The sequence below is a fragment of the Paenibacillus sp. FSL M7-1414 genome, from assembly GCF_038003195.1.
GTDB lineage: Bacteria > Bacillota > Bacilli > Paenibacillales > Paenibacillaceae > Paenibacillus > Paenibacillus amylolyticus.
This window is the reverse complement of record NZ_JBBOOS010000001.1, coordinates 4,621,488-4,640,255: the sequence shown is the minus strand read 5'-3', so window position 1 is coordinate 4,640,255 and position 18,768 is coordinate 4,621,488. Positions and strand designations below refer to the sequence as shown.

The window sequence follows — 18,768 nt, the reverse complement described above, 5'->3', positions numbered from 1 at the left end:
TTCCGAAGGCGTTTCGTATCGGTTTTCTTCCAATTCTGCTACAATATACAGCAATAGGTTTGAAGAGGAAGGTTCGGGCTTGATCCAAGTCCCGTTCAAGATTGAAAGGGTGGAGAGACATGACTAATAATATATGGTGGGAAGATCTGCAGATCCACATGGTGGAATGGCGGCGTCATCTTCATCGCAATCCCGAGGTTTCCTTTCATGAGGAGAAGACATCCTCTTTTGTAGCGGATATGTTGGAGAGCTTTGGCGTGGAAGTGAGGCGTCATGTTGGTGGTCACGGGGTCATCGGTACCATTCGTGGGGACAAGCCGGGTCCTGTCGTCATGCTGCGAGCTGATATGGACGCACTTCCAATTCAGGATGAAAAGAATATCGAGTATGCATCACAACAAGCAGGAGCGATGCATGCATGCGGCCACGATGGTCATATCTCCATCTTGCTCGGTACTGCATTGTATTTCAGTCGTCACAAGAAGGAGATCCAAGGAGAGATTCGCTTTTTGTTCCAGCCAGCAGAAGAACTGCTTCCGGGTGGTGCAGTCCAGGTCATTGCGGATGGTGCGCTTGAAGGCGTGGATGTCATATATGGCATTCATCTGTGGACCCCGCTGCCTGTAGGTGTTGTTGCCAGTAAAGCAGGACCGATGATGGCGGCGGCGGACGATTTTTACATTGAGATCAAAGGCAAAGGTGGACATGGCGGGATGCCACAATCCACGATAGATAGTCTTATCGCGGGATCTGCGCTTGTGATGCAGCTTCAGACCGTTGTCAGTCGTTCGGTGGATCCATTGCAACCCGCGGTGCTGACCATTGGTACAATGCAGGCGGGCTCGGCTCAGAATGTAATTGCAGAGCAATGCAAAATGAGCGGTACGGTAAGAACATTTGATGAAGAGACCCGAAACGGGATGAAAGAGCGCGTGCTTACCATGGTAGCCCAGACAGGGGCAGCATATGGAGCAGAGACGCAAGTGAAATATATTATGGGATATCCGCCTGTGGTGAACGATGAACAGGAGACAGCACGTTTCTTCAGAGAAGCTACAGAATTATTTGGGGCAGAACGAGTGCAAGCTTCCCCGATGCTGATGCCAGCGGAAGATTTTGCGTATTATCTGCAGAAGGTTCCAGGGTGCTTTATGTTTGTTGGAGCAGGTAACCCGGATAAAAATGCGATCTATCCGCATCATCATCCGATGTTTGATTTTGATGAAGACGCGATGCAGACGGCCGTGAGATTATTTATCGCCATGGCTAAAGGTTATACAGCCGAATGACTTTAGATGCAGTTGGGCATCCTGTTCATACCGAGGTATGGGCAGGATGTTTTTTTGTGGATTTTATAGATGTTGTTCAAAAAGTCCACTTTTCGGTACTGAAAACTAGACTTTTTGAACGTGCACTTTATAGAGGTTCATTTTCGGAAGTTGCCGGAACTGGACTTTTTTTGTGATAGGAGGAAGGCTCCAAATGGAAGAAACAGAACATACGGTAAGGACAGATGCTTGTATCGTTCAGCGAGATTTTACAGTTTTGCTGGAAGTTGGCCACCCCGGATTCGAAAGAGCAAGAGAGCAGCTTGGGATGTATTCAGAACTGGTTAAGACACCGGCAGCGTTCCATACTTACCGAATCACTCCGTTATCGCTCTGGAATGCGGCTGCATTGGGATGGAATGCAGATCAGGTTATCGCAAGTCTGGAGCTGGTATCCCGCTGGAACGTGCCTGCTGCACTCATACAGGATGTTCGGAGAATCATGGATCAGTATGGCAAATTAAAGCTGCATTCCGAAGCAGATCACACCAGAATGCGTCTTTACAGTGAGGATGAGCGGTTACTGGATGAATTAAGTGGATTGAAATCGATAGCTGCCTTTCGTATGGAACGTAAGGACGCTCATGAACTTTTGCTCCCAGGAGAACAGCGAGGGTTATTGAAAAGGGAATTAACACGGTTGGGTTACCCCGTACTTGATTACGTAGGATATCGGGAGGGAACCAAGCTTTCATTTGATTGGCGGTCTAATGATCCGGGGGACCACTCTGAGCGGTTTGCGTTGCGTTCTTACCAGAGAGAGGCTGTGGATGCATTCGAAGGCAGTGAGGGCATGGGAGGAAGCGGTTTACTCGTACTTCCTTGCGGGGCAGGAAAAACGGTCATTGGCATGGCCGTGCTGGAGCGGCTTCAATGTGAATGCCTTATTTTGACGTCCAATACAACGTCTGTGCGACAGTGGATTCAGGAAATTCAAGACAAAACCACGATTACCAGCGACCAGATCGGTGAGTATTCCGGTCAGAAAAAACAGGTGAAACCTGTGACTGTAGCTACATATCAGATTCTTACACACCGGAAATCAAAGGATGCTGATTTTACCCACATCAAACTGCTCAGTGAGCGGCAATGGGGGCTGATCATATATGATGAAGTACATTTGCTGCCAGCACCAGTGTTTCGTGCAACTGCGGATATTCAAGCTACGCGAAGGCTGGGATTGACGGCCACCTTGGTTCGAGAGGATGGCTGTGAACAGGATGTGTTTTCGTTGATTGGTCCAAAGCTCTATGATATGCCGTGGAAACAACTGGAGCAGCAAGGGTGGATTGCTGATGTACAATGTCAAGAGATACGTATCCCGTTTTCCCCGGAACTAAGATCAAATTATCTGCAAGCCGAGGTTAAACATCAATTTCGATTGGCTGCCGAGAATCCGGCGAAGGTACATGTAGTTAAGCGTTTGCTGGAACGTCATCGGGATATGCCTGCGCTAGTGATTGGACAATATCTGGATCAACTTGAGTTGATTGCCCGGGAAATTGAAGCACCTTTGATCTCGGGTAACATGTCACAGCAAGAGCGAATCAAGTGGTTTGCCGCTTTTCGACGTGGAGAGATTAAAACAATTGTGGTATCCAAGGTTGCCAATTTTGCTGTGGATTTGCCTGATGCTGCTGTTGCGCTTGAGATATCCGGAAGTTTCGGGTCAAGGCAGGAAGAGGCACAGCGTTTGGGAAGAATTCTGAGACCAAAAGCTGGAGAAAACAAAGCATATTTCTATGCGTTGGTATCAGAGGATAGTAAGGAACAGGAGTTTGCATTAAACCGTCAGATGTTTTTGGTCGAGCAGGGATATGAATATGCCATCGTTCATGAGAACGAATAGTCCATTTATACTCGCGAAAAGAGGAGGGATTGGGATATGTCTTCATTTGAAGCAATAGATGAGCCTGTGGTACTGAACCTTGATTCATGGTCAAAGCTTGCTTTGGTGGAACAAAAAGTGCTTGGTGCAATTTTTCACAAACATGCCGGTCAGCCTTTTTCCTCCCTCCTGCCACGAGAACAGTGGGCCATCGAAGGACTAAGTGTCGCAGAAGCCAATTCTTCATTCGCCAGCCTTAGGCAGCAAAGATGGATTGAATCTGTATATAAGAGTTGGGGAGAGCGATTATTCTATATTCCTGCTTCGCTGATGGAGACATTGACGATTGCTTACGCACAAAGAGTGGGTATAACCGTTAAACAGATGGCACAGCATGCTCATGTATTACAGGAAGGAAAGCCGGATACTGCTGCGGAACTTCTTCATCTGATCGCGTGGATTGAAAGAGAAGGACTTCCTTTGACAGGGAAGGGCACTATACATAAGAAAAGTGTTCAAAAATTAAGTGTGATCACGGTGTTATCTTCGACAGACTTTGAAGGTCTGGGCATCCGATATGATCATTCGGATTTGTATCCGACCCACGTAGCTATCCTTCTCGATCTACTGCTCAGTCTGAATCTCGTTCAGAAGTCAGATGGCCAAATTCAGATTGTAGATCATCGATTACAAAAATGGTTGCAGCTCTCGTGGAGACAGATGCATCGGGAAATATATCAAGCGTGTATGGAAAGATACGGAGAAGCTGAACCCGCGTTGCAGCATTTCCGTTATCAATTGGCAGTGTTGGCTCCAGAAAAAAACATATGGTGCCATATAGAGAATTTGGAATTGAAACCACGGATCAGGGGCTGGCTATACGCACTGGCTGGCTGGGGTTATGGTGAAGTAGGAGAAGATCAGTCGGGAGCGCTGGCATTCCGTTGGCTGATCGAACCGCATAGCCTGTTATATCGAGAACAAGAGATGGTAAGTGAGGCGGAGCCGTGTGGATTTTACATGCAGCCTGATTTCGAAATGTTGGTGCCGCCCGAAGCAGGGCCTGATGTGATCTGGATGCTGGAGCAATGCGCAGAACGGGTGACGCGTGATCGAATGTCCATCTACCGTATGACAAGAGAGCGATTCATTTCGGCCTTAGCCAGAGGGTATGAATTACATGAAGTGATAGAGTGTCTGGATCAATATGCGCTGACAGGCATACCAGAGAATGTACGTATTGCGTTAGCAGATTGGGGCAAGGAGACGGATGCTGCACCGTTGACTGTAAATCGGAGTATGAAGGTAATGGAGGCAAGTACAGGCTCCGCAGATGATCCGAAGTTATTAGAAAAAGATGTGTTGAGCGGTGTATATTCTTCTTTCTACACTCCCGATAATCTAGGTCTGGTTGATGTCCCTGCTTCTCTGCATGGGTTGGAGCGTGATCATTCTGTCATTGAGAAGAAGTTCTCTCTGTTGGGATTTGAGGAGATACCGGAGACCTGGTACAAGGAGTGGCGTCGATATCATAGTTCAACCGCCCGACAGATTGCTGCCAAAGCCATTGAGTGGCAGACCAAGCTGGGGATACAACAGGAAAATCAAACGCAATACCTCATTCCACATCAGGTAGAGGGTCATGAACAATGGACTTTAAGCGGTTGGTGCATGTTGGATTCAAGTGAAAATACATCAGAGACGGAATGGCGTACATTCTCCCCGTCAGAGTGGGATACAATGCGTCTTATCCTGCCAGATGATGTCATAACCTGACTATTTCACGTGAATATCAGGTTGAAAGGCGAATTTTCGAGTTCCCCCTATTTCTAATTGCAGGAAAAACTCTTCTTAACTATTCATGGATATGCTATGATGAGGTAGTCTACGTTAAGTAGAACTTTATATATAGATAGGATGAATATTTCATGAGCGTAGCGGAAATGAACACGGTCGATATGGCCCAAGTGTTAACGGGCGCATATGAACTGGGCGACATGATTAACCAATCTGCCGAAGTATCGGATTATTTATATTGGAAGCAGCAAGTCGAGACTACCCCTGAGATTCAGATGGGGATTCGGAAGCTGAATGCCAAGAAGGAATTGTTTGAAGAAACACAGCGTTTCGGTCATTTTCACCCGGATTATCATGCAGCAAAAGACCAGGTGAAGGCTCTGGAACAGGAGTTGGAAAATTTCGAGGCGGTAATCCGCTTCAAACAGGCAGAGAAGTCCCTGGATGATATGTTATTCCAGATGTCAGAGACCATTGCATTTGCAGTGTCAACGACCATTAAAGTACCGAGCAATGACCCGAATCCGAAGGGCGGCTGCGGTAGTGGCGGCAAGTGTGGTTGCAGTTAAGTAATCATTATAGAAGGGCGGGGAACGATGATGTTTGCGGAAAGGACAGGATTCATTATTTGGGTCAGTGATTTGAAGGCTGCCCGTAATCTCGAAAAATATGGCACCGTGCATTATATCTCCCGCCGTATGCATTATGTAGTCATGTATGTTAATGCAGAACGGGCAGATGATACGATGAAAAATGTGAAGCGACTTTCCTATGTGCGCAAGATCGAACGCTCGTATCGTAATGAGATCAAAACCGAGTATGCGAGCAAAACGATGGACAAAACGAGCTTTTACGGAATATAGACGAGAAACTGGAGGGACCCTTTGGGGTCGCTCTTTTCTTGAATTATACACAAATTGGCTATTGTGAAAAAAAGTTAAACTTACGCCTTGAGGTTGCGGGACTAATGTTGTAATATATTTGGTAATAAATAGATAGAAAGTCCTATCTGGTGGAGAGTGATTCCCATGCGTGATAAGGTGATGCAACGTTGGAGCACCTACGAGCCGTTTTTCGTGGCTCTTGGAGACAAGAAAGTGGCCGACATCGTCATTACCCATCATGCCAAGATGCGGTATGCAGACCGTATTGAGCCTGCACGTAGTGATGATGACCATATTGCGGCGTGGTTATGGGAGTGTCTGAAGCAGGACCGTATAACACCATACTACCGTAATGAACAGGACGTCTACCTGATTGATGAGGATCTGGTGGTGGTCGCCGAATTTTCCGAACTTGAAGGAGAATATGATATTGCGGGCAACCCGCTGCACAAAATGATTGTAGTTACGTTTCTGGGACGTATGTCGGAGACCATTGAATTAAGGGACCTGAAGTCATATTATTCATGGTTAAGACATTCAAGAAGAATGACGCTGGTCAAAAATAGCCGCAAGCATAAGTAGGTTGAGTAGATTCAATATGTTGAAATCATAGATTCAAGGATTATTGCATGCAGACAAGCTGCATGCTTTTTTTGTTGCCAAGCGGGAAATCGGCTACAATGTAGAGAGTGTAATCGAAGAGGGGCGAAGATATGAATTTTCACCAATTGCATATTTTTTATACGGTAGCAGAGAAGGGGAGTTTCTCGGCGGCTGCACAAGCATTACATATGACTCAACCGGCAGTAACGATGCAGATTCAATCATTGGAGGACTATTTTGGCACCAAGTTATTGCATCGTTCCACCAAAAAAATAGAATTATCCGAGGCTGGCCGAACTTTATTACCTCATGCAAAACGGAGTGTAGAGTTGGTCAGACAGACGGACGAAGCGATGTCGGCGTTTACTCAGATGTTACAGGGCAGACTCCAGCTGGGAGCCAGCTTAACGATCGGGGAATATGTGCTTCCACGCATGCTCGGACCATTTGCACTTCAATATCCGGATATTTCAATTGTCATGAAAGTGATGAATACAACGCAAATTATGGATGATATATTGAAGCACCAGCTTAATTTTGGTCTGATTGAAGCGCCAGTGCACCACCCGGACATGATTGTGGAGCCTGTCATGCAGGACGAGCTGAAACTGATTGTACCTGCCGGACATGATTTGGCTAAGCGTAGCAAAGTGAATATTGAGGATGTAATGAATTATCCTTTTGTGCTGCGTGAGAAGGGCTCGGGTACTCGTCAGGTGATGGAAGACCAACTGCAAAAGAAAAAGATTGATCCACAGGATATGAATGTAGTGATGGAACTTGGCAGTACAGGAGCGGTAAAATCGGCCGTGGAGGCAGGGGTAGGTATTACGATGTTATCTCCTTCTTCGGTGCAGCATGAACTGGCTCTGGGACTTGTTCATATTGTGGATATCCGCGGACTCGAATTCAAAAGGCAGTTCTATGCCATCCATCTAAAATCGTCCTTGTTGCCCCTGTCAGCAGTCGCTTTCCTGAATTATCTGCGTCAGCAGGAGCAGCCTAAGTCGGTACATAAGACGGGGAAGGCATAATCGTTGGCAACATCAATGGTAGATAAGATTGAATCATAATCAATTTTAAACAAAGGAGCTGTTGATCATGGATCAGCGCCAAGGACGCTGTGATCTTCATACGCATAGTCAGGCTTCCGATGGAATGCAGCCACCTGCTGATAATGTGAAGCTTGCCAAACAAAAAGGGCTATCTGCGGTTGCCCTGACGGACCATGATACAGTAGCTGGTGTAGCGGAAGCACAGCAAGCGGGAAAAGAGTACGATATTGATGTTGTTGCCGGAGTGGAGATCAGCACCCGGGCTGGCGGCAAAGATATTCATGTACTGGGCTATTACGTTAATACGGAGGATGAGATATTCCTGCAACGGTTGGCCGGATTACGAGAAGCGCGAGATGAGCGGAATCATCTGATTATCGCCAAGCTGCAAGAACTCGGGCTTGATATAAGCTGGCAGGAGGTACTGGATGAGCTGGGACGACCGTTAGAGCCGGATGAGAGTATTGGCAGACCTCATATGGCCGATGTGCTGGTGAAAAAAGGCTACGCTGTTGACATGCGGGATGCATTTGATCAATATCTTGCTGAAGGCAAGCCAGGCTTTGTATCTGTACCCCGCGTTGCACCAGAGGATGCGTGTGAGTGGATCAGAGCCGCAGGTGGAGCCGCTGTGATTGCCCATCCGGGTCTCTATAATGATGATGAATTGGTACGTCGCATCATTGAAGACGCCCTTCCGGATGGCATTGAGGTGTTTCATTCGGACCATGGCCCAGAAGAGGAACGCAGGTATGGTAAGCTGGCCAAGGAATACGACCTCATTGAAACAGGTGGATCTGATTATCATGGTAAACGGCAAGGTGTTGTTTTCCACGGGGATCTTGGTAGCAAGACCGTAACGGTTGATGTGTTGGAAAGGCTGAAGGCAGCTGCTTCACAGCAAAGGGGAGAGTAAGCGAGACGTTGCAACGCTCTATCTGACTATAATAAATTCTGTATTACTGGATACATTTTAAGATCGAAGGAGTAAGAGACATGCAAGCATGATAGGGCTGAACCTTCATGTTTGCATGTCCCTTTTTTTGTTCTCAAAAGAGTCTATGTTATTGAATAGTTTACCCAAGCGCCACGTGTAGCCCCGAGACGTTCGAATAATTGCTGTGCCCGCTCATTGGTCACTGCTGTGATCCAAGACATATATGCACATCCATGGTCCCGCGTATATTGCTGACAGTGTGCAAATAATTTGACTTCTGCTTCGCCCTCTCTGAATGTTTCCGTAACAAATAGGTCATTCATGATGGCGACACGTTCTGCTTTCAGCGTGCTGTAGGTAAAGAACAGGGTGGAAAATCCGATAAGCTTCCCGTCCTCTTCTGCCACGAATTGAGCACCGATCTGCTGATTAAGCAGGTTGTTGATCAAAAGCTGGATGGATTGATCACCAGGCCAAGGGTTGTTGTAGAATCCCACCACATAGTCATGCATTAATGCCATCAAGGGTTTCAGATCATCAGGTTGAGTTTCTCTGATATGTATGGTCATGGTACACTTCCTTAACAGTAATTTATATTTCTTAGAATTGAATTATTATACATATAAATGAATTAACATTCAATAAAATGATAAATAAGCTGAGCTTCACCGATCACTCAAACATATAATGCAATAACAAAAATCCCCTGAACCGTTAATGGTCAGGGGATTCTGTCTTTGTTACTTTTACATCTATATAAGTTGAACTAATCATTTATACGATAACGGAGAGGACAGAAAAAACCTGAAAAAGCGGAGCTAAAAGCTTTCTGCAAGAAAGCTACTTCGGAAGCATAAGCTTCGCCTTTATCCCCGGATTTACCCTTGAAAAAGGGGATCAGAAAAATGCGGGGATAACAGCGATTGGAAGGTTGTTCTGTCATCGTAGTGTCAGTGTAAATAATCTTTAGTTCAGCTTATATAGCCTTATCCATTTTTAATGGTGGATGGCAGACTCTTGATCAATTCATCATTTGGCGTGACAAACAACGTCTTCTGATGATCATAGATCACAAAACCTGGCTTCGCACCACTTGGTTTGCGCACATGACGGATAAACGTGTAATCCACAGGCACACTGCTGGACTCCTTGGCCTGGCTGAAATAGGCAGCAAGCTGTGCTGCTTCTTCCAATGTAGCTTCACCAAAGTCCGTACTGCGAATAACGACATGTGAACCTGGAATATCTTTGGTATGCAACCAGGTGTCGTTGGAAGAAGCGAGACGGTTGGTCACGTACTCATTCTGCAGGTTGTTTTTGCCCACAAGAATATCAATTCCCTCCGAGGAGGTGAACTGGTGTACGGTTGGACGGTCACTTTTCTTCTTCTTTTTACCCTTTTTATTGCGGTCACGAAGGTATCCTTGCTGCACAAGCTCGTCCCGTATTTCCTCAATATCGTTCATGGATGCAATGGACAGCTGCTGCAACAGGTTATCGAGATAGTCAATCTCGTCTTTGGTTTTACCAAGCTGTTCATGAATGACAGCCAGACTGTTCTTGTATTTGTTATACCGCTTGAAATAACGTTGTGCGTTGTCAGACGGTGTGAGCAGTGGATCAAGCTGAATGGTGATGCTGGCCTGGTCTTCATCGTAAAAGTTCACAAGTTCCACGCTCTTGTCCCCTTTGTGGACCTGATGCAGGGAGGCAAACAGCAACTCACCCCATAGTCTGAACTTGTCTGCATCGTCAGCTTCCAGCAGGTCCTTGTTCAGGTTGTCCAGCTTTTTGATATTTTTGCTTCGCTCATTCTGCAGAAAACGGAGCAGATCACTTACTCTCTGTTTAACCGTGTCCCGTTCAGCCTTGTCTCCGTAATAATCTTCCATGCACTTGCTCATCGTGTCATAGGTTTTCTCCAAATCCTGAATGCTCTGAAGATGAACGGCCGAGAAAATCATTTTTCCTTTGGCGTTTGTTCCGGTTACAGGCGTGTAGATATGATCTCTGACAGGTCCCATCACGGCTTCAAAAGCGTTCCAGAGTGCACCAGACTCAACTCGGCTTTCACCCTCAACCACATCTGGAGTGCTCACGGTGCCTTCAGCAGCAATCCCACGAGCAGCAATCTCTCCCGCAATTAACGGGCTAAGACCGCTAAAGGAGTTCACAAGCCAGCGTGATGCATCTTCTTCAGCTGCATGATAGCTGTCCTCGAATGCTGTACGACTCACTTCGAGCGGATTACTTTTATGTTGCTCGGGTGGGGCAGTATACGCGAATCCAGGCATGATTACCCGGTAGCTACTGATGGAAGGAGTCACATGATGAATGCCATCCAGAATCGTTCCTGTAACGGGATCAAGCAAAATAATGTTACTGTGACGCCCCATCAATTCAATAATGATCCGTTTAACGGATACATCCCCCAGTTCGTCACGCTGGCGCACATTGATGTGGATGATACGTTCCATGCCAATCTGACGGATCTCCTCGATGATTGCACCTTCACAGTGCTTGCGGAGCAGCATGCAGAACATGGGTGCTTCCGTAGGGTTAAGGAATGTCTTTTCCGTATAATGCACACGGGGATAGGTTGGGCTTGCCGAAACAAGCAATTTACTATTTCCGCGCTGAGCACGCAGGGTCAGAACTACGTCATGGCCATTCGGCTGATGGATTTTGCTGATACGTCCACCAATGCAGCCTTGCAGTTCATGAACAATGGCCCGTGTTACAATGCCGTCCAATGCCATTTTTTCCACTTCCTCTCTCTATCGAGCATCTGCATTTATCATGCCAAATGCTTCATCTATATAACTGAAACGTGCAACCAGGTATGTAAAAAAACAAGGACTGGCTACAGATTCTTCGTTGCTTGCCTGTTGAACGCTGGAATTGGTACTGCGCAGAACATCGCAGACTTTTATTTTAGCCTATTCTGTCCATCAGGGAAAGGATTCACCTTCCGGGTGCTAATCACAGACCTGTCCGAATACATATAGAGCAGGTAGTTTGTCCGGCATAGTGTACAGCCTGTCGACCAGCGCGCCGGTGAGTCATGTGAGCTTATTTTGCAGATGAAATACAGACTGGGAGGGAAACTTGAAGCATGGAACATACCAAGTGGCATCAACTTAGTGATGAAGAGCTTCGTAACACTCTTGGCGTCAGCCCGCAGGAAGGATTGACGGATGAAGCTGTAGCAGAGAAGAGGAAAGTGGTCGGTTCGAATGAGCTGAGCGAGGGGAAACGCATTTCTCCAATTACATTGCTCTTGAATCAGTTCAAGGATTTTATGGTGCTGGTGTTGATGGGAGCAACGTTGGTATCCGGATTGCTGGGTGAGTATCTGGATGCGGTAACGATTGTGGCTATTATCGTACTGAATGCGATTCTGGGGTTTGTACAGGAATTCCGGGCTGAACGATCTCTTCGTGCATTGAAACAGTTGTCTGCACCTCTTGCCAAAGTGCTTCGTTCAGGCCAGGAAGTACACCTTGCCGCCAAACAACTTGTCCCCGGAGATATTGTCATGGTGGAGAGTGGGGACCGTATACCCGCGGATGTGCGCTGGCTGCAAACGAACAGTCTGGATGTCGAGGAGTCGGCACTTACCGGGGAATCGGTTCCTGTAAGCAAACACTGCCTTCCGATTGCGGACGAGGACGTTCCGCTGGGTGATCAGAAGAATATTGGTTTTATGGGTACCATGGTCACTCGTGGTACAGCCAAAGGTGTGGTTATCCGTACGGGGATGGAGACGGAGATGGGCAAAATCGCCGATCTGATCCAAAATACGGAGGAGCAAGAAACACCGTTACAGCACAGGCTGGAGCAATTGGGCAAAATTCTGATTTTTGTCGCATTGGGATTAACCATTATGGTTGTCGTCGCAGGTATATTGCACGGACAACCAGCCGTTGGCATGTTTCTGGCGGGGGTCAGCCTCGCGGTGGCTGCCATACCGGAGGGGCTGCCGGCTATTGTAACCATTGCACTCGCACTAGGCGTGCAGCGTATGATCAAACGTAAAGCCATTGTACGCAAACTGCCTTCTGTCGAAACTCTGGGCTGTGCATCCGTAATCTGTTCGGATAAGACTGGCACGCTCACCCAGAACAAGATGACGGTAACGGATGTGTGGTTGGAGGGACGTAACATCAAGGTTACCGGGGATGGTTATGCACCTGAAGGGCAGATGCTGGAGAACGGTCGTACGGTGGAACTGAAGAGCGACCAGTCCCTGCGCAGAATGCTTCAGATCAGCGCGCTTTGCAACAATGCGAGTATTGTGGAAAGTGCTGCAAGCGAGGTGGGGAGCAAGAAAAAGGGCAAGGATACCAAAAAGGAAAGCAAGAAAAACACGAAAAAAGGTGACCTCCAAGAAGAAACCGTTCAACGAGATAATGTATTCTGGGAGCTGAAAGGCGATCCGACGGAAGGGGCACTCGTCACACTGGCCTCCAAAATGGGGCTTACTCCTGCCGGACTCAAAGAGTTGTATGCCCGCCAGCAGGAATTCCCGTTTGATTCGGAGCGAAAACGCATGTCGGTCCTGGTTCATCATCAGGGGGGCCGAATGATCTATACCAAAGGTGCACCGGATGTGTTGATCGGACACTGTAGTTATATTTTGTGGGAAGGCAAGGTCGTACCTTTCACTGGAACGTTGCGGCAGAAAGTGATGGCAGCCAACGAGAGCATGGCTGGAGCAGCACTGCGTGTCCTCGGAATGGCCTACCGTGAAGTGCGGCCGGAAGAAAAAGTGGCTGACGAACACGCCGCCGAGAGTCAGCTTGTCTTCGTAGGACTTGCAGGTATGATTGATCCACCGCGTCGTGAAGTGCGTGATGCGATTGCCACATGCCGCAAGGCGGGGATACGAACTGTCATGATTACAGGTGATCATGGAACAACGGCAGAAGCCATTGCTCATCAACTCGGGATTCTTCCACGTGGAGGGGCTTCGTTAAGTGGTCAGCAACTGGCAGGCATGACAGACGAGCAACTGGATAAACAGGTAGAGGGCATCTACGTGTTCTCAAGGGTAAGTCCTGAACATAAGCTTCGCATCGTAAAATCGTTACAGCGCAAAGGGCATGTCGTCGCGATGACGGGTGATGGAGTCAATGATGCTCCGGCGATTAAAGCGGCTGACATCGGGATCGCGATGGGCATTACAGGCACAGATGTGACGAAGGAAGCTTCTGCGCTCATTCTGAGTGACGATAACTTCTCAACCATTGTGGCTGCGATTGAAGAAGGCCGTAATATTTATGAGAACATTCGCAAGTTTATCCGTTATTTGCTGGCATCAAACGTGGGCGAAATATTGACAATGTTCTTTGCGATGATGATGGGCTTGCCGCTGCCACTCGTACCTATTCAGATTCTGTGGGTTAACCTCGTAACAGATGGCTTGCCTGCAATGGCGCTGGGGGTAGATCAGCCTGAGAAAGATTTGATGGAACACAAACCCCGTGGCGCCAAGGAAAACATTTTTGCTCGCAGACTGGGGTGGAAAATCGTCAGCCGGGGTGTGTTGATTGGGTTATGCACACTCGGAGCGTTCTGGCTTACCCTTCAGGCTGCGCCGGATAATCCGGGTCAACTGATCAAGGCACAGTCTGTGGCTTTTGCTACACTCGTTTTGGCGCAGCTTATTCATGTCTTTGATTGCCGTAGTTCGCGGTCCATCTTCCACCGGAATCCTTTACAGAACAAATATCTGGTTCTTGCGGTGATTTCATCGGTTGTACTGATGCTGGTTGTCATGTACGTTGAACCATTGCAGCCGATCTTCAAAACCGTACCTCTGGGATTGCGTGAATGGGCGCTCTGTATCGTTGCTGCAGGCATTCCAACGTTCCTTATGGGCGCAGGCAGCGTCTGGGGTGGTCGTCGTAACCGCCGCCGTATGGGTGGTACTGGCCGCTTCGTACCGAAAAGTACAAAGTTTTCGGCATAAAATCAATACCTTTTCCTTACCTATTTCGGTATGCTATCCTCAAAATGATTCAAAGCGGAAGCTTTGGCATTTTGCAGGATAGCTTTTTTGTGTAAATGCTGAATATGAATTTCTATGGTAATCCTGTAGAAGAGCAAGAATATAGCTTTGGCAGCAGACTGCCAAAAGGAGTGGGCAAGATTATGGAATTTACGAAAATGCATGGACTTGGTAACGATTTTATCGTTGTATTTGGTGAAAAGGAGCTTCCGGCAGATGCGGCAGAGTTGGCTGTGAAATGGTGCAACCGTTTCTTTGGCATCGGTGCGGACGGCCTGGTTTATATACTGCCTTCGGAGAAGGCGGACTTTCAGATGCGTATCATGAATTCGGACGGTTCGGAAGCAGAACAGTGCGGTAATGCCATTCGCTGTGTATCCAAATACGTATACGATCATGGTCACGTGAGCCAGGAGCAGATCACCATTGAAACGATTGGTGCAGGGGTACAACCTGTGAGTCTCAACATTCGTGATGGTAAAGTGGAAACTGTTCGTGTCGATATGGGCGAGCCGATCCTGAACGGTCTTCAAGTGCCTACAACGGTGGATGCCAACCCAGTGGTTGATCACTACATTGAAGCGAATGGACATGCGTTCAAATTCACCGCCGTATCCATGGGTAACCCGCATGCGGTTATCTATGTAGATGACGCTGTGAATTTTGACCTCACGACTTGGGGACCACTTCTTGAAGTGCATCCGATGTTTCCAAAAAAAATCAATGTGGAATTCGCCACAGTTCGTGACCGTGGATATGTGGACATGCGTGTATGGGAACGCGGAGCGGGTCCAACACTAGCTTGTGGAACCGGAGCTTGTGCGACACTGGTATCCTCTGTCCTGAATGGACATACAGATCGTACAGCAGTCATCAGCCTCAAAGGTGGGGATCTCCACATTGAGTGGAATGAAGCTGACAATCATGTGTACATGACTGGACCTGCTGAAGTTGTTTTTAAAGGAATCACTTCATAAAAAGTGAAAGGTTTAACCAAAGGGGCCTGCGGGCCTCTTTTTTTGTTAAAAAGGATAGGTCGTGTCTCCTGTACAGAGACATATTGGGGGCTGTATGGCAAGAAAGTCCATATGAGCTGGATACTCATTAAAAACCTGTGTTTTTCTTCGTTTTTTAGCGTTTTTTGTGTTACATTAGTATGTAAATGATCACAGCTAGGCGGGGGGAAATGGGATGAAGGCGGATTTGCGCAAAGTTATGCAGGAACGGGTTCTCGTTGGAGATGGGGCCATGGGAACATTTCTGTATCAAATGGGGTTCCCGGTGGGGATTTCATATGAAGAATTGAACTTGATTTCACCTGAAGTAGTGGCGGATGTACATCGCCGTTATCGGGATGCAGGTACAGAAATATTTGAAACAAATACGTATTCTGCCAATTACGACAAGTTGTCCAAGTTCGGTCTGGAGTCCAAGGTGGAGGACGTGAACCGTGCCGGTGTACGCATTGCCAAAGAGGTAGCTGGAGATGCCGGTTATGTGCTTGGTGCAGTTGGTTCCATTCGAGGTGGCAAGCGGACAAACGTGTCAACGAGTGAACTGAAACGCTTTTATCAACAACAGATCTCTGCACTGCTTGATGAAGGCGTGGATGGCATTTTGCTTGAGACCTTCTATGATATCGAGGAAATGGATATTGCCCTTTTGCAAGCGCGCAAGCTAAGTGATCTGCCCGTAATTGGACAGTTCGCGGTAGAGGATGTAGGACACACACTGGACGGATATACGATGCCTGAAGCTTTCCGGATTATGCGGGAGCAGGGCGCGGATGTCATTGGTTTTAACTGTCGTTCAGGTCCAAACGGGATTATGCGTGCCATGGAAACCGTCTCCGGACGAATTGGTATTCCAATGTCCGTCTACCCGAACGCGGGTGCCGCAGATTATGTGGATGGTCAGTTCCGTTATGGTGCGACTCCGGAGTACTTTGGTCAGACGGCAGTGCAATTTGCTGAACTGGGTGCTCGTATTATCGGTGGTTGCTGTGGTACGACACCTGATCATATCACCGCTATGAAAGAGGCGCTTGCTGACTATGTGCCTTCGCCTATTCTGGAGCCTGATCCGTCAGAATCCAAACCACGTATCGTGTTGCATGAAAATGTGGATGAGCGTTCCGGACGTGGCGGACAGCCTACGATCGTTGATCTGGTCAAGCAGCGTCACACGGTCATTGTTGAACTTGACCCGCCACGAGACTTGGACATTGCCAAGTTCATGAAAGGTGCCGAGACATTAAAAGCAGCAGGAGCCGATGCCCTGACACTGGCCGATAACTCACTCGCGGTTACACGGATGAGCAACATGGCGCTGGGTCACCTCGTTCAGGATCGCACTGGCCTTCGTCCACTTGTGCACATTGCCTGCCGTGACCGGAACCTAATTGGAACACAGTCCCACATGATGGGTTTTGATGCTCTGGGCATTAATCATGTATTGGCTGTTACAGGAGATCCTGCAAGATTTGGTGATCTGCCGGGTTCAAGCTCGGTATACGATCTGACTTCTTTTGAAATCATACGCATGATCAAACAGTTGAACGATGGAGTGGCTTTCTCAGGTAAACCGCTGAAGCAAAGAGCTGGTTTTGTAATTGGAGCGGCATTTAATCCTAATGTGAAATATTTGGAGAAAGCTGTACAACGTCTGGAGAAGAAAATTGCCTCTGGCGCTGATTACATCATGACACAACCGATCTATGATCCTGAGTTGATTGTAGCGATGCACGAAGCGACCAAACATCTGGATGTGCCCATTTTTGTAGGTGTAATGCCGCTGGCGAGTGGACGGAATGCAGAGTATCTGCACAACGAGGTTCCCGGAATTCAGCTCTCGGATGAAGTGCGTTCCCGTATGGCGGGTCTGGAAGGTGAAGAAGGCCGTGCGATGGGAGTGAAAATTGCCAAAGAACTGCTGGACGTAGCAACAGCGCATTTCAAAGGCATCTATCTCATGACACCGTTTATGTTCTACGGCATGACGGCCGAACTGACTCAATACGTATGGGAGAAGTCGGAGCATCAATGTCCTACTTGTTTCAACCCTAATAATCAATTACAATAGTAAAACGGATGTGATGCCGATGTCATTCAGTATGACCGGATACGGTCAATCCGCCTTTCATTTTGGCGGCTATAAGGTACAATTAGAGATCAAATCTGTTAATCATCGTTATTGCGAAGTGATGATGCGTCTGCCAAGAGAGTGGACGTATTATGAAGACGGTTTGAGGAAGATCGTACAGAGTCGTTTGAAACGTGGGCGGATTGATGTTTATGTAATGAAAGAAAAAGAGGAAGACCAGGCTCTTCCCGCTGTTCTGAATGAACAGACGGTCAGGGCCTATCTGCAGGCTGCAGAGCAACTGGAGACCCAATATGGAATGCAGGGCAAACCAAGTATTGTGGATATGCTTGGTCTGCCGGACGTCATGGTTCATTCGGATGGGACAAGTTCCATTCCCGAAGAGCAGAAGGACGAATGGGAGCGAGTTCTGCAGGAAGGATTGAAAGAGGCTCTGTCCAGCCTTGAACAGATGCGCGCTCGCGAGGGTCTTCATCTGGCCAGTGATCTGGAACGGCGGATTACCCGTCTGGAGTCACTGCATACCGAAATGCTTGATCTTGCACCGACTGTGGTAAGTGATTATCGCAACAAGCTAAGACAAAGGCTTACGGAAATGCAGGAAGAAGGCTCTTTCCCTTTTGATGAGCATAAATTGGGTATGGAAATTGCAATGTTTGCCGATCGTTCTAACATAGAAGAGGAGCTTACGCGTCTACAGAGTCACTTTGGACAGAGCAGGGAACTGCTGAAGAGTGATGAGCCCGTAGGTCGTAAGTTGGACTTTCTAATTCAAGAGATGAATCGGGAAGTCAATACGATTGGATCAAAAGCCAACCATTTGGCTCTGGTGAATCGTGTTGTCGAGATGAAGGCGGAGCTGGAGAAGATTCGTGAGCAAGCGGCGAATATCGAATGAACGGCCACATTTCGGCAAAAGAGTCGCATGTATAGGGGGAAGAACCTGATTATGGCAATCAAACTCATTAACATTGGATTCGGTAACATCGTATCGGCGAACCGGATTATATCCATCGTGAGTCCGGAATCGGCGCCGATCAAGAGAATTATACAAGAGGCAAGAGATCGTCACATGTTGATTGATGCAACGTACGGAAGACGTACTCGTGCCGTAATTATTACGGATAGCGATCATGTCATTTTGTCTGCAGTTCAGCCTGAGACGGTCGCCCATCGTCTTTCTTCGAAAGATGATGATAACGACGAATAAAATGGAGTGTA

The 18,768-nt window shown here is 47.6% G+C and carries 15 protein-coding genes; 13 read left to right on the top strand and 2 right to left on the bottom strand.

Annotation, left to right across the window (positions count from 1 at the left end):
* Nucleotides 1-119: 119 nt before the first annotated feature.
* From MHH92_RS20150 to MHH92_RS20115, 8 genes are all read left to right on the top strand, one after another.
* Complete coding sequence (locus tag MHH92_RS20150; RefSeq protein ID WP_253501795.1) at nucleotides 120-1,289, top strand: M20 family metallopeptidase; 1,170 nt, start codon at nucleotides 120-122, stop codon at nucleotides 1,287-1,289.
* Nucleotides 1,290-1,482: 193 nt separating this feature from the next.
* Entirely contained in the window at nucleotides 1,483-3,177 is a 1,695-nt protein-coding gene (locus MHH92_RS20145) for a DNA repair helicase XPB (protein WP_340905890.1), read from the top strand.
* Nucleotides 3,178-3,213: 36 nt separating this feature from the next.
* Complete coding sequence (locus MHH92_RS20140; RefSeq protein ID WP_340905885.1) at nucleotides 3,214-4,932, top strand: helicase-associated domain-containing protein; 1,719 nt, start codon at nucleotides 3,214-3,216, stop codon at nucleotides 4,930-4,932.
* 152 nt (nucleotides 4,933-5,084) lie between these two features.
* Complete coding sequence (locus MHH92_RS20135; protein WP_036614642.1) at nucleotides 5,085-5,522, top strand: YlbF family regulator; 438 nt, start codon at nucleotides 5,085-5,087, stop codon at nucleotides 5,520-5,522.
* A 30-nt stretch (nucleotides 5,523-5,552) separates the two neighbouring features.
* The gene (locus MHH92_RS20130; RefSeq protein ID WP_026080981.1) at nucleotides 5,553-5,816 is read left to right on the top strand and encodes a YlbG family protein; all 264 of its coding nucleotides are present in this window, start codon (nucleotides 5,553-5,555) and stop codon (nucleotides 5,814-5,816) included.
* A gap of 165 nt (nucleotides 5,817-5,981) precedes the next feature.
* Nucleotides 5,982-6,419, top strand: coding sequence for a hypothetical protein (locus tag MHH92_RS20125; RefSeq protein WP_017687436.1), 438 nt, complete (start codon nucleotides 5,982-5,984; stop codon nucleotides 6,417-6,419).
* A gap of 131 nt (nucleotides 6,420-6,550) precedes the next feature.
* On the top strand, nucleotides 6,551-7,474 hold the full coding sequence (locus MHH92_RS20120) for a selenium metabolism-associated LysR family transcriptional regulator (protein ID WP_036614641.1): 924 nt from the start codon (nucleotides 6,551-6,553) through the stop codon (nucleotides 7,472-7,474).
* A 67-nt stretch (nucleotides 7,475-7,541) separates the two neighbouring features.
* Complete coding sequence (locus MHH92_RS20115) at nucleotides 7,542-8,411, top strand: PHP domain-containing protein (protein ID WP_338706544.1); 870 nt, start codon at nucleotides 7,542-7,544, stop codon at nucleotides 8,409-8,411.
* 143 nt (nucleotides 8,412-8,554) lie between these two features.
* Here MHH92_RS20115 and MHH92_RS20110 read toward each other — a convergent pair whose 3' ends face one another.
* Nucleotides 8,555-9,001 (bottom strand): GNAT family N-acetyltransferase, encoded by a 447-nt coding sequence (locus MHH92_RS20110; RefSeq protein ID WP_340905877.1) that lies wholly within the window; start codon nucleotides 8,999-9,001, stop codon nucleotides 8,555-8,557.
* Nucleotides 9,002-9,418: 417 nt separating this feature from the next.
* Complete coding sequence (locus MHH92_RS20105; RefSeq protein ID WP_340905876.1) at nucleotides 9,419-11,191, bottom strand: Rqc2 family fibronectin-binding protein; 1,773 nt, start codon at nucleotides 11,189-11,191, stop codon at nucleotides 9,419-9,421.
* Nucleotides 11,192-11,547: 356 nt separating this feature from the next.
* Here MHH92_RS20105 and MHH92_RS20100 point away from each other — a divergent pair, with 356 nt between their 5' ends.
* The 5 genes from MHH92_RS20100 to remA all read left to right on the top strand — a co-directional run bounded on the left by MHH92_RS20100 (nucleotide 11,548) and on the right by remA (nucleotide 18,757).
* The gene (locus MHH92_RS20100) at nucleotides 11,548-14,406 is read left to right on the top strand and encodes a calcium-translocating P-type ATPase, SERCA-type (protein WP_340905874.1); all 2,859 of its coding nucleotides are present in this window, start codon (nucleotides 11,548-11,550) and stop codon (nucleotides 14,404-14,406) included.
* Between the two features lie 182 nt (nucleotides 14,407-14,588).
* Nucleotides 14,589-15,422: a diaminopimelate epimerase gene (gene dapF, locus MHH92_RS20095; protein ID WP_076251213.1), complete on the top strand. Its 834-nt coding sequence runs from the start codon at nucleotides 14,589-14,591 to the stop codon at nucleotides 15,420-15,422.
* Between the two features lie 214 nt (nucleotides 15,423-15,636).
* Nucleotides 15,637-17,526, top strand: a complete 1,890-nt coding sequence (locus MHH92_RS20090; RefSeq protein WP_340905869.1) for a bifunctional homocysteine S-methyltransferase/methylenetetrahydrofolate reductase — start codon at nucleotides 15,637-15,639, stop codon at nucleotides 17,524-17,526.
* A gap of 19 nt (nucleotides 17,527-17,545) precedes the next feature.
* The gene (locus MHH92_RS20085; RefSeq protein WP_076211386.1) at nucleotides 17,546-18,445 is read left to right on the top strand and encodes a YicC/YloC family endoribonuclease; all 900 of its coding nucleotides are present in this window, start codon (nucleotides 17,546-17,548) and stop codon (nucleotides 18,443-18,445) included.
* 51 nt (nucleotides 18,446-18,496) lie between these two features.
* Nucleotides 18,497-18,757, top strand: a complete 261-nt coding sequence (remA, locus tag MHH92_RS20080; RefSeq protein ID WP_006209218.1) for an extracellular matrix/biofilm regulator RemA — start codon at nucleotides 18,497-18,499, stop codon at nucleotides 18,755-18,757.
* The last annotated feature ends 11 nt before the right edge of the window (nucleotides 18,758-18,768 follow it).

Bases quoted from the DNA above. Each gene is read 5' to 3' on its own strand.
- MHH92_RS20135 (WP_036614642.1), top strand. From the start codon at position 5,085: ATGAGCGTAGCGGAAATGAACACGGTCGATATGGCCCAAGTGTTAACG.
- MHH92_RS20110 (WP_340905877.1), bottom strand. From the start codon at position 9,001: ATGACCATACATATCAGAGAAACTCAACCTGATGATCTGAAACCCTTG.
- dapF (WP_076251213.1), top strand. From the start codon at position 14,589: ATGGAATTTACGAAAATGCATGGACTTGGTAACGATTTTATCGTTGTA.
- remA (WP_006209218.1), top strand. From the start codon at position 18,497: ATGGCAATCAAACTCATTAACATTGGATTCGGTAACATCGTATCGGCG.
- MHH92_RS20150 (WP_253501795.1), top strand. From the start codon at position 120: ATGACTAATAATATATGGTGGGAAGATCTGCAGATCCACATGGTGGAA.
- MHH92_RS20120 (WP_036614641.1), top strand. From the start codon at position 6,551: ATGAATTTTCACCAATTGCATATTTTTTATACGGTAGCAGAGAAGGGG.
- MHH92_RS20130 (WP_026080981.1), top strand. From the start codon at position 5,553: ATGTTTGCGGAAAGGACAGGATTCATTATTTGGGTCAGTGATTTGAAG.
- MHH92_RS20090 (WP_340905869.1), top strand. From the start codon at position 15,637: ATGAAGGCGGATTTGCGCAAAGTTATGCAGGAACGGGTTCTCGTTGGA.
- MHH92_RS20125 (WP_017687436.1), top strand. From the start codon at position 5,982: ATGCGTGATAAGGTGATGCAACGTTGGAGCACCTACGAGCCGTTTTTC.
- MHH92_RS20115 (WP_338706544.1), top strand. From the start codon at position 7,542: ATGGATCAGCGCCAAGGACGCTGTGATCTTCATACGCATAGTCAGGCT.
- MHH92_RS20105 (WP_340905876.1), bottom strand. From the start codon at position 11,191: ATGGCATTGGACGGCATTGTAACACGGGCCATTGTTCATGAACTGCAA.
- MHH92_RS20100 (WP_340905874.1), top strand. From the start codon at position 11,548: ATGGAACATACCAAGTGGCATCAACTTAGTGATGAAGAGCTTCGTAAC.
- MHH92_RS20140 (WP_340905885.1), top strand. From the start codon at position 3,214: ATGTCTTCATTTGAAGCAATAGATGAGCCTGTGGTACTGAACCTTGAT.
- MHH92_RS20085 (WP_076211386.1), top strand. From the start codon at position 17,546: ATGTCATTCAGTATGACCGGATACGGTCAATCCGCCTTTCATTTTGGC.
- MHH92_RS20145 (WP_340905890.1), top strand. From the start codon at position 1,483: ATGGAAGAAACAGAACATACGGTAAGGACAGATGCTTGTATCGTTCAG.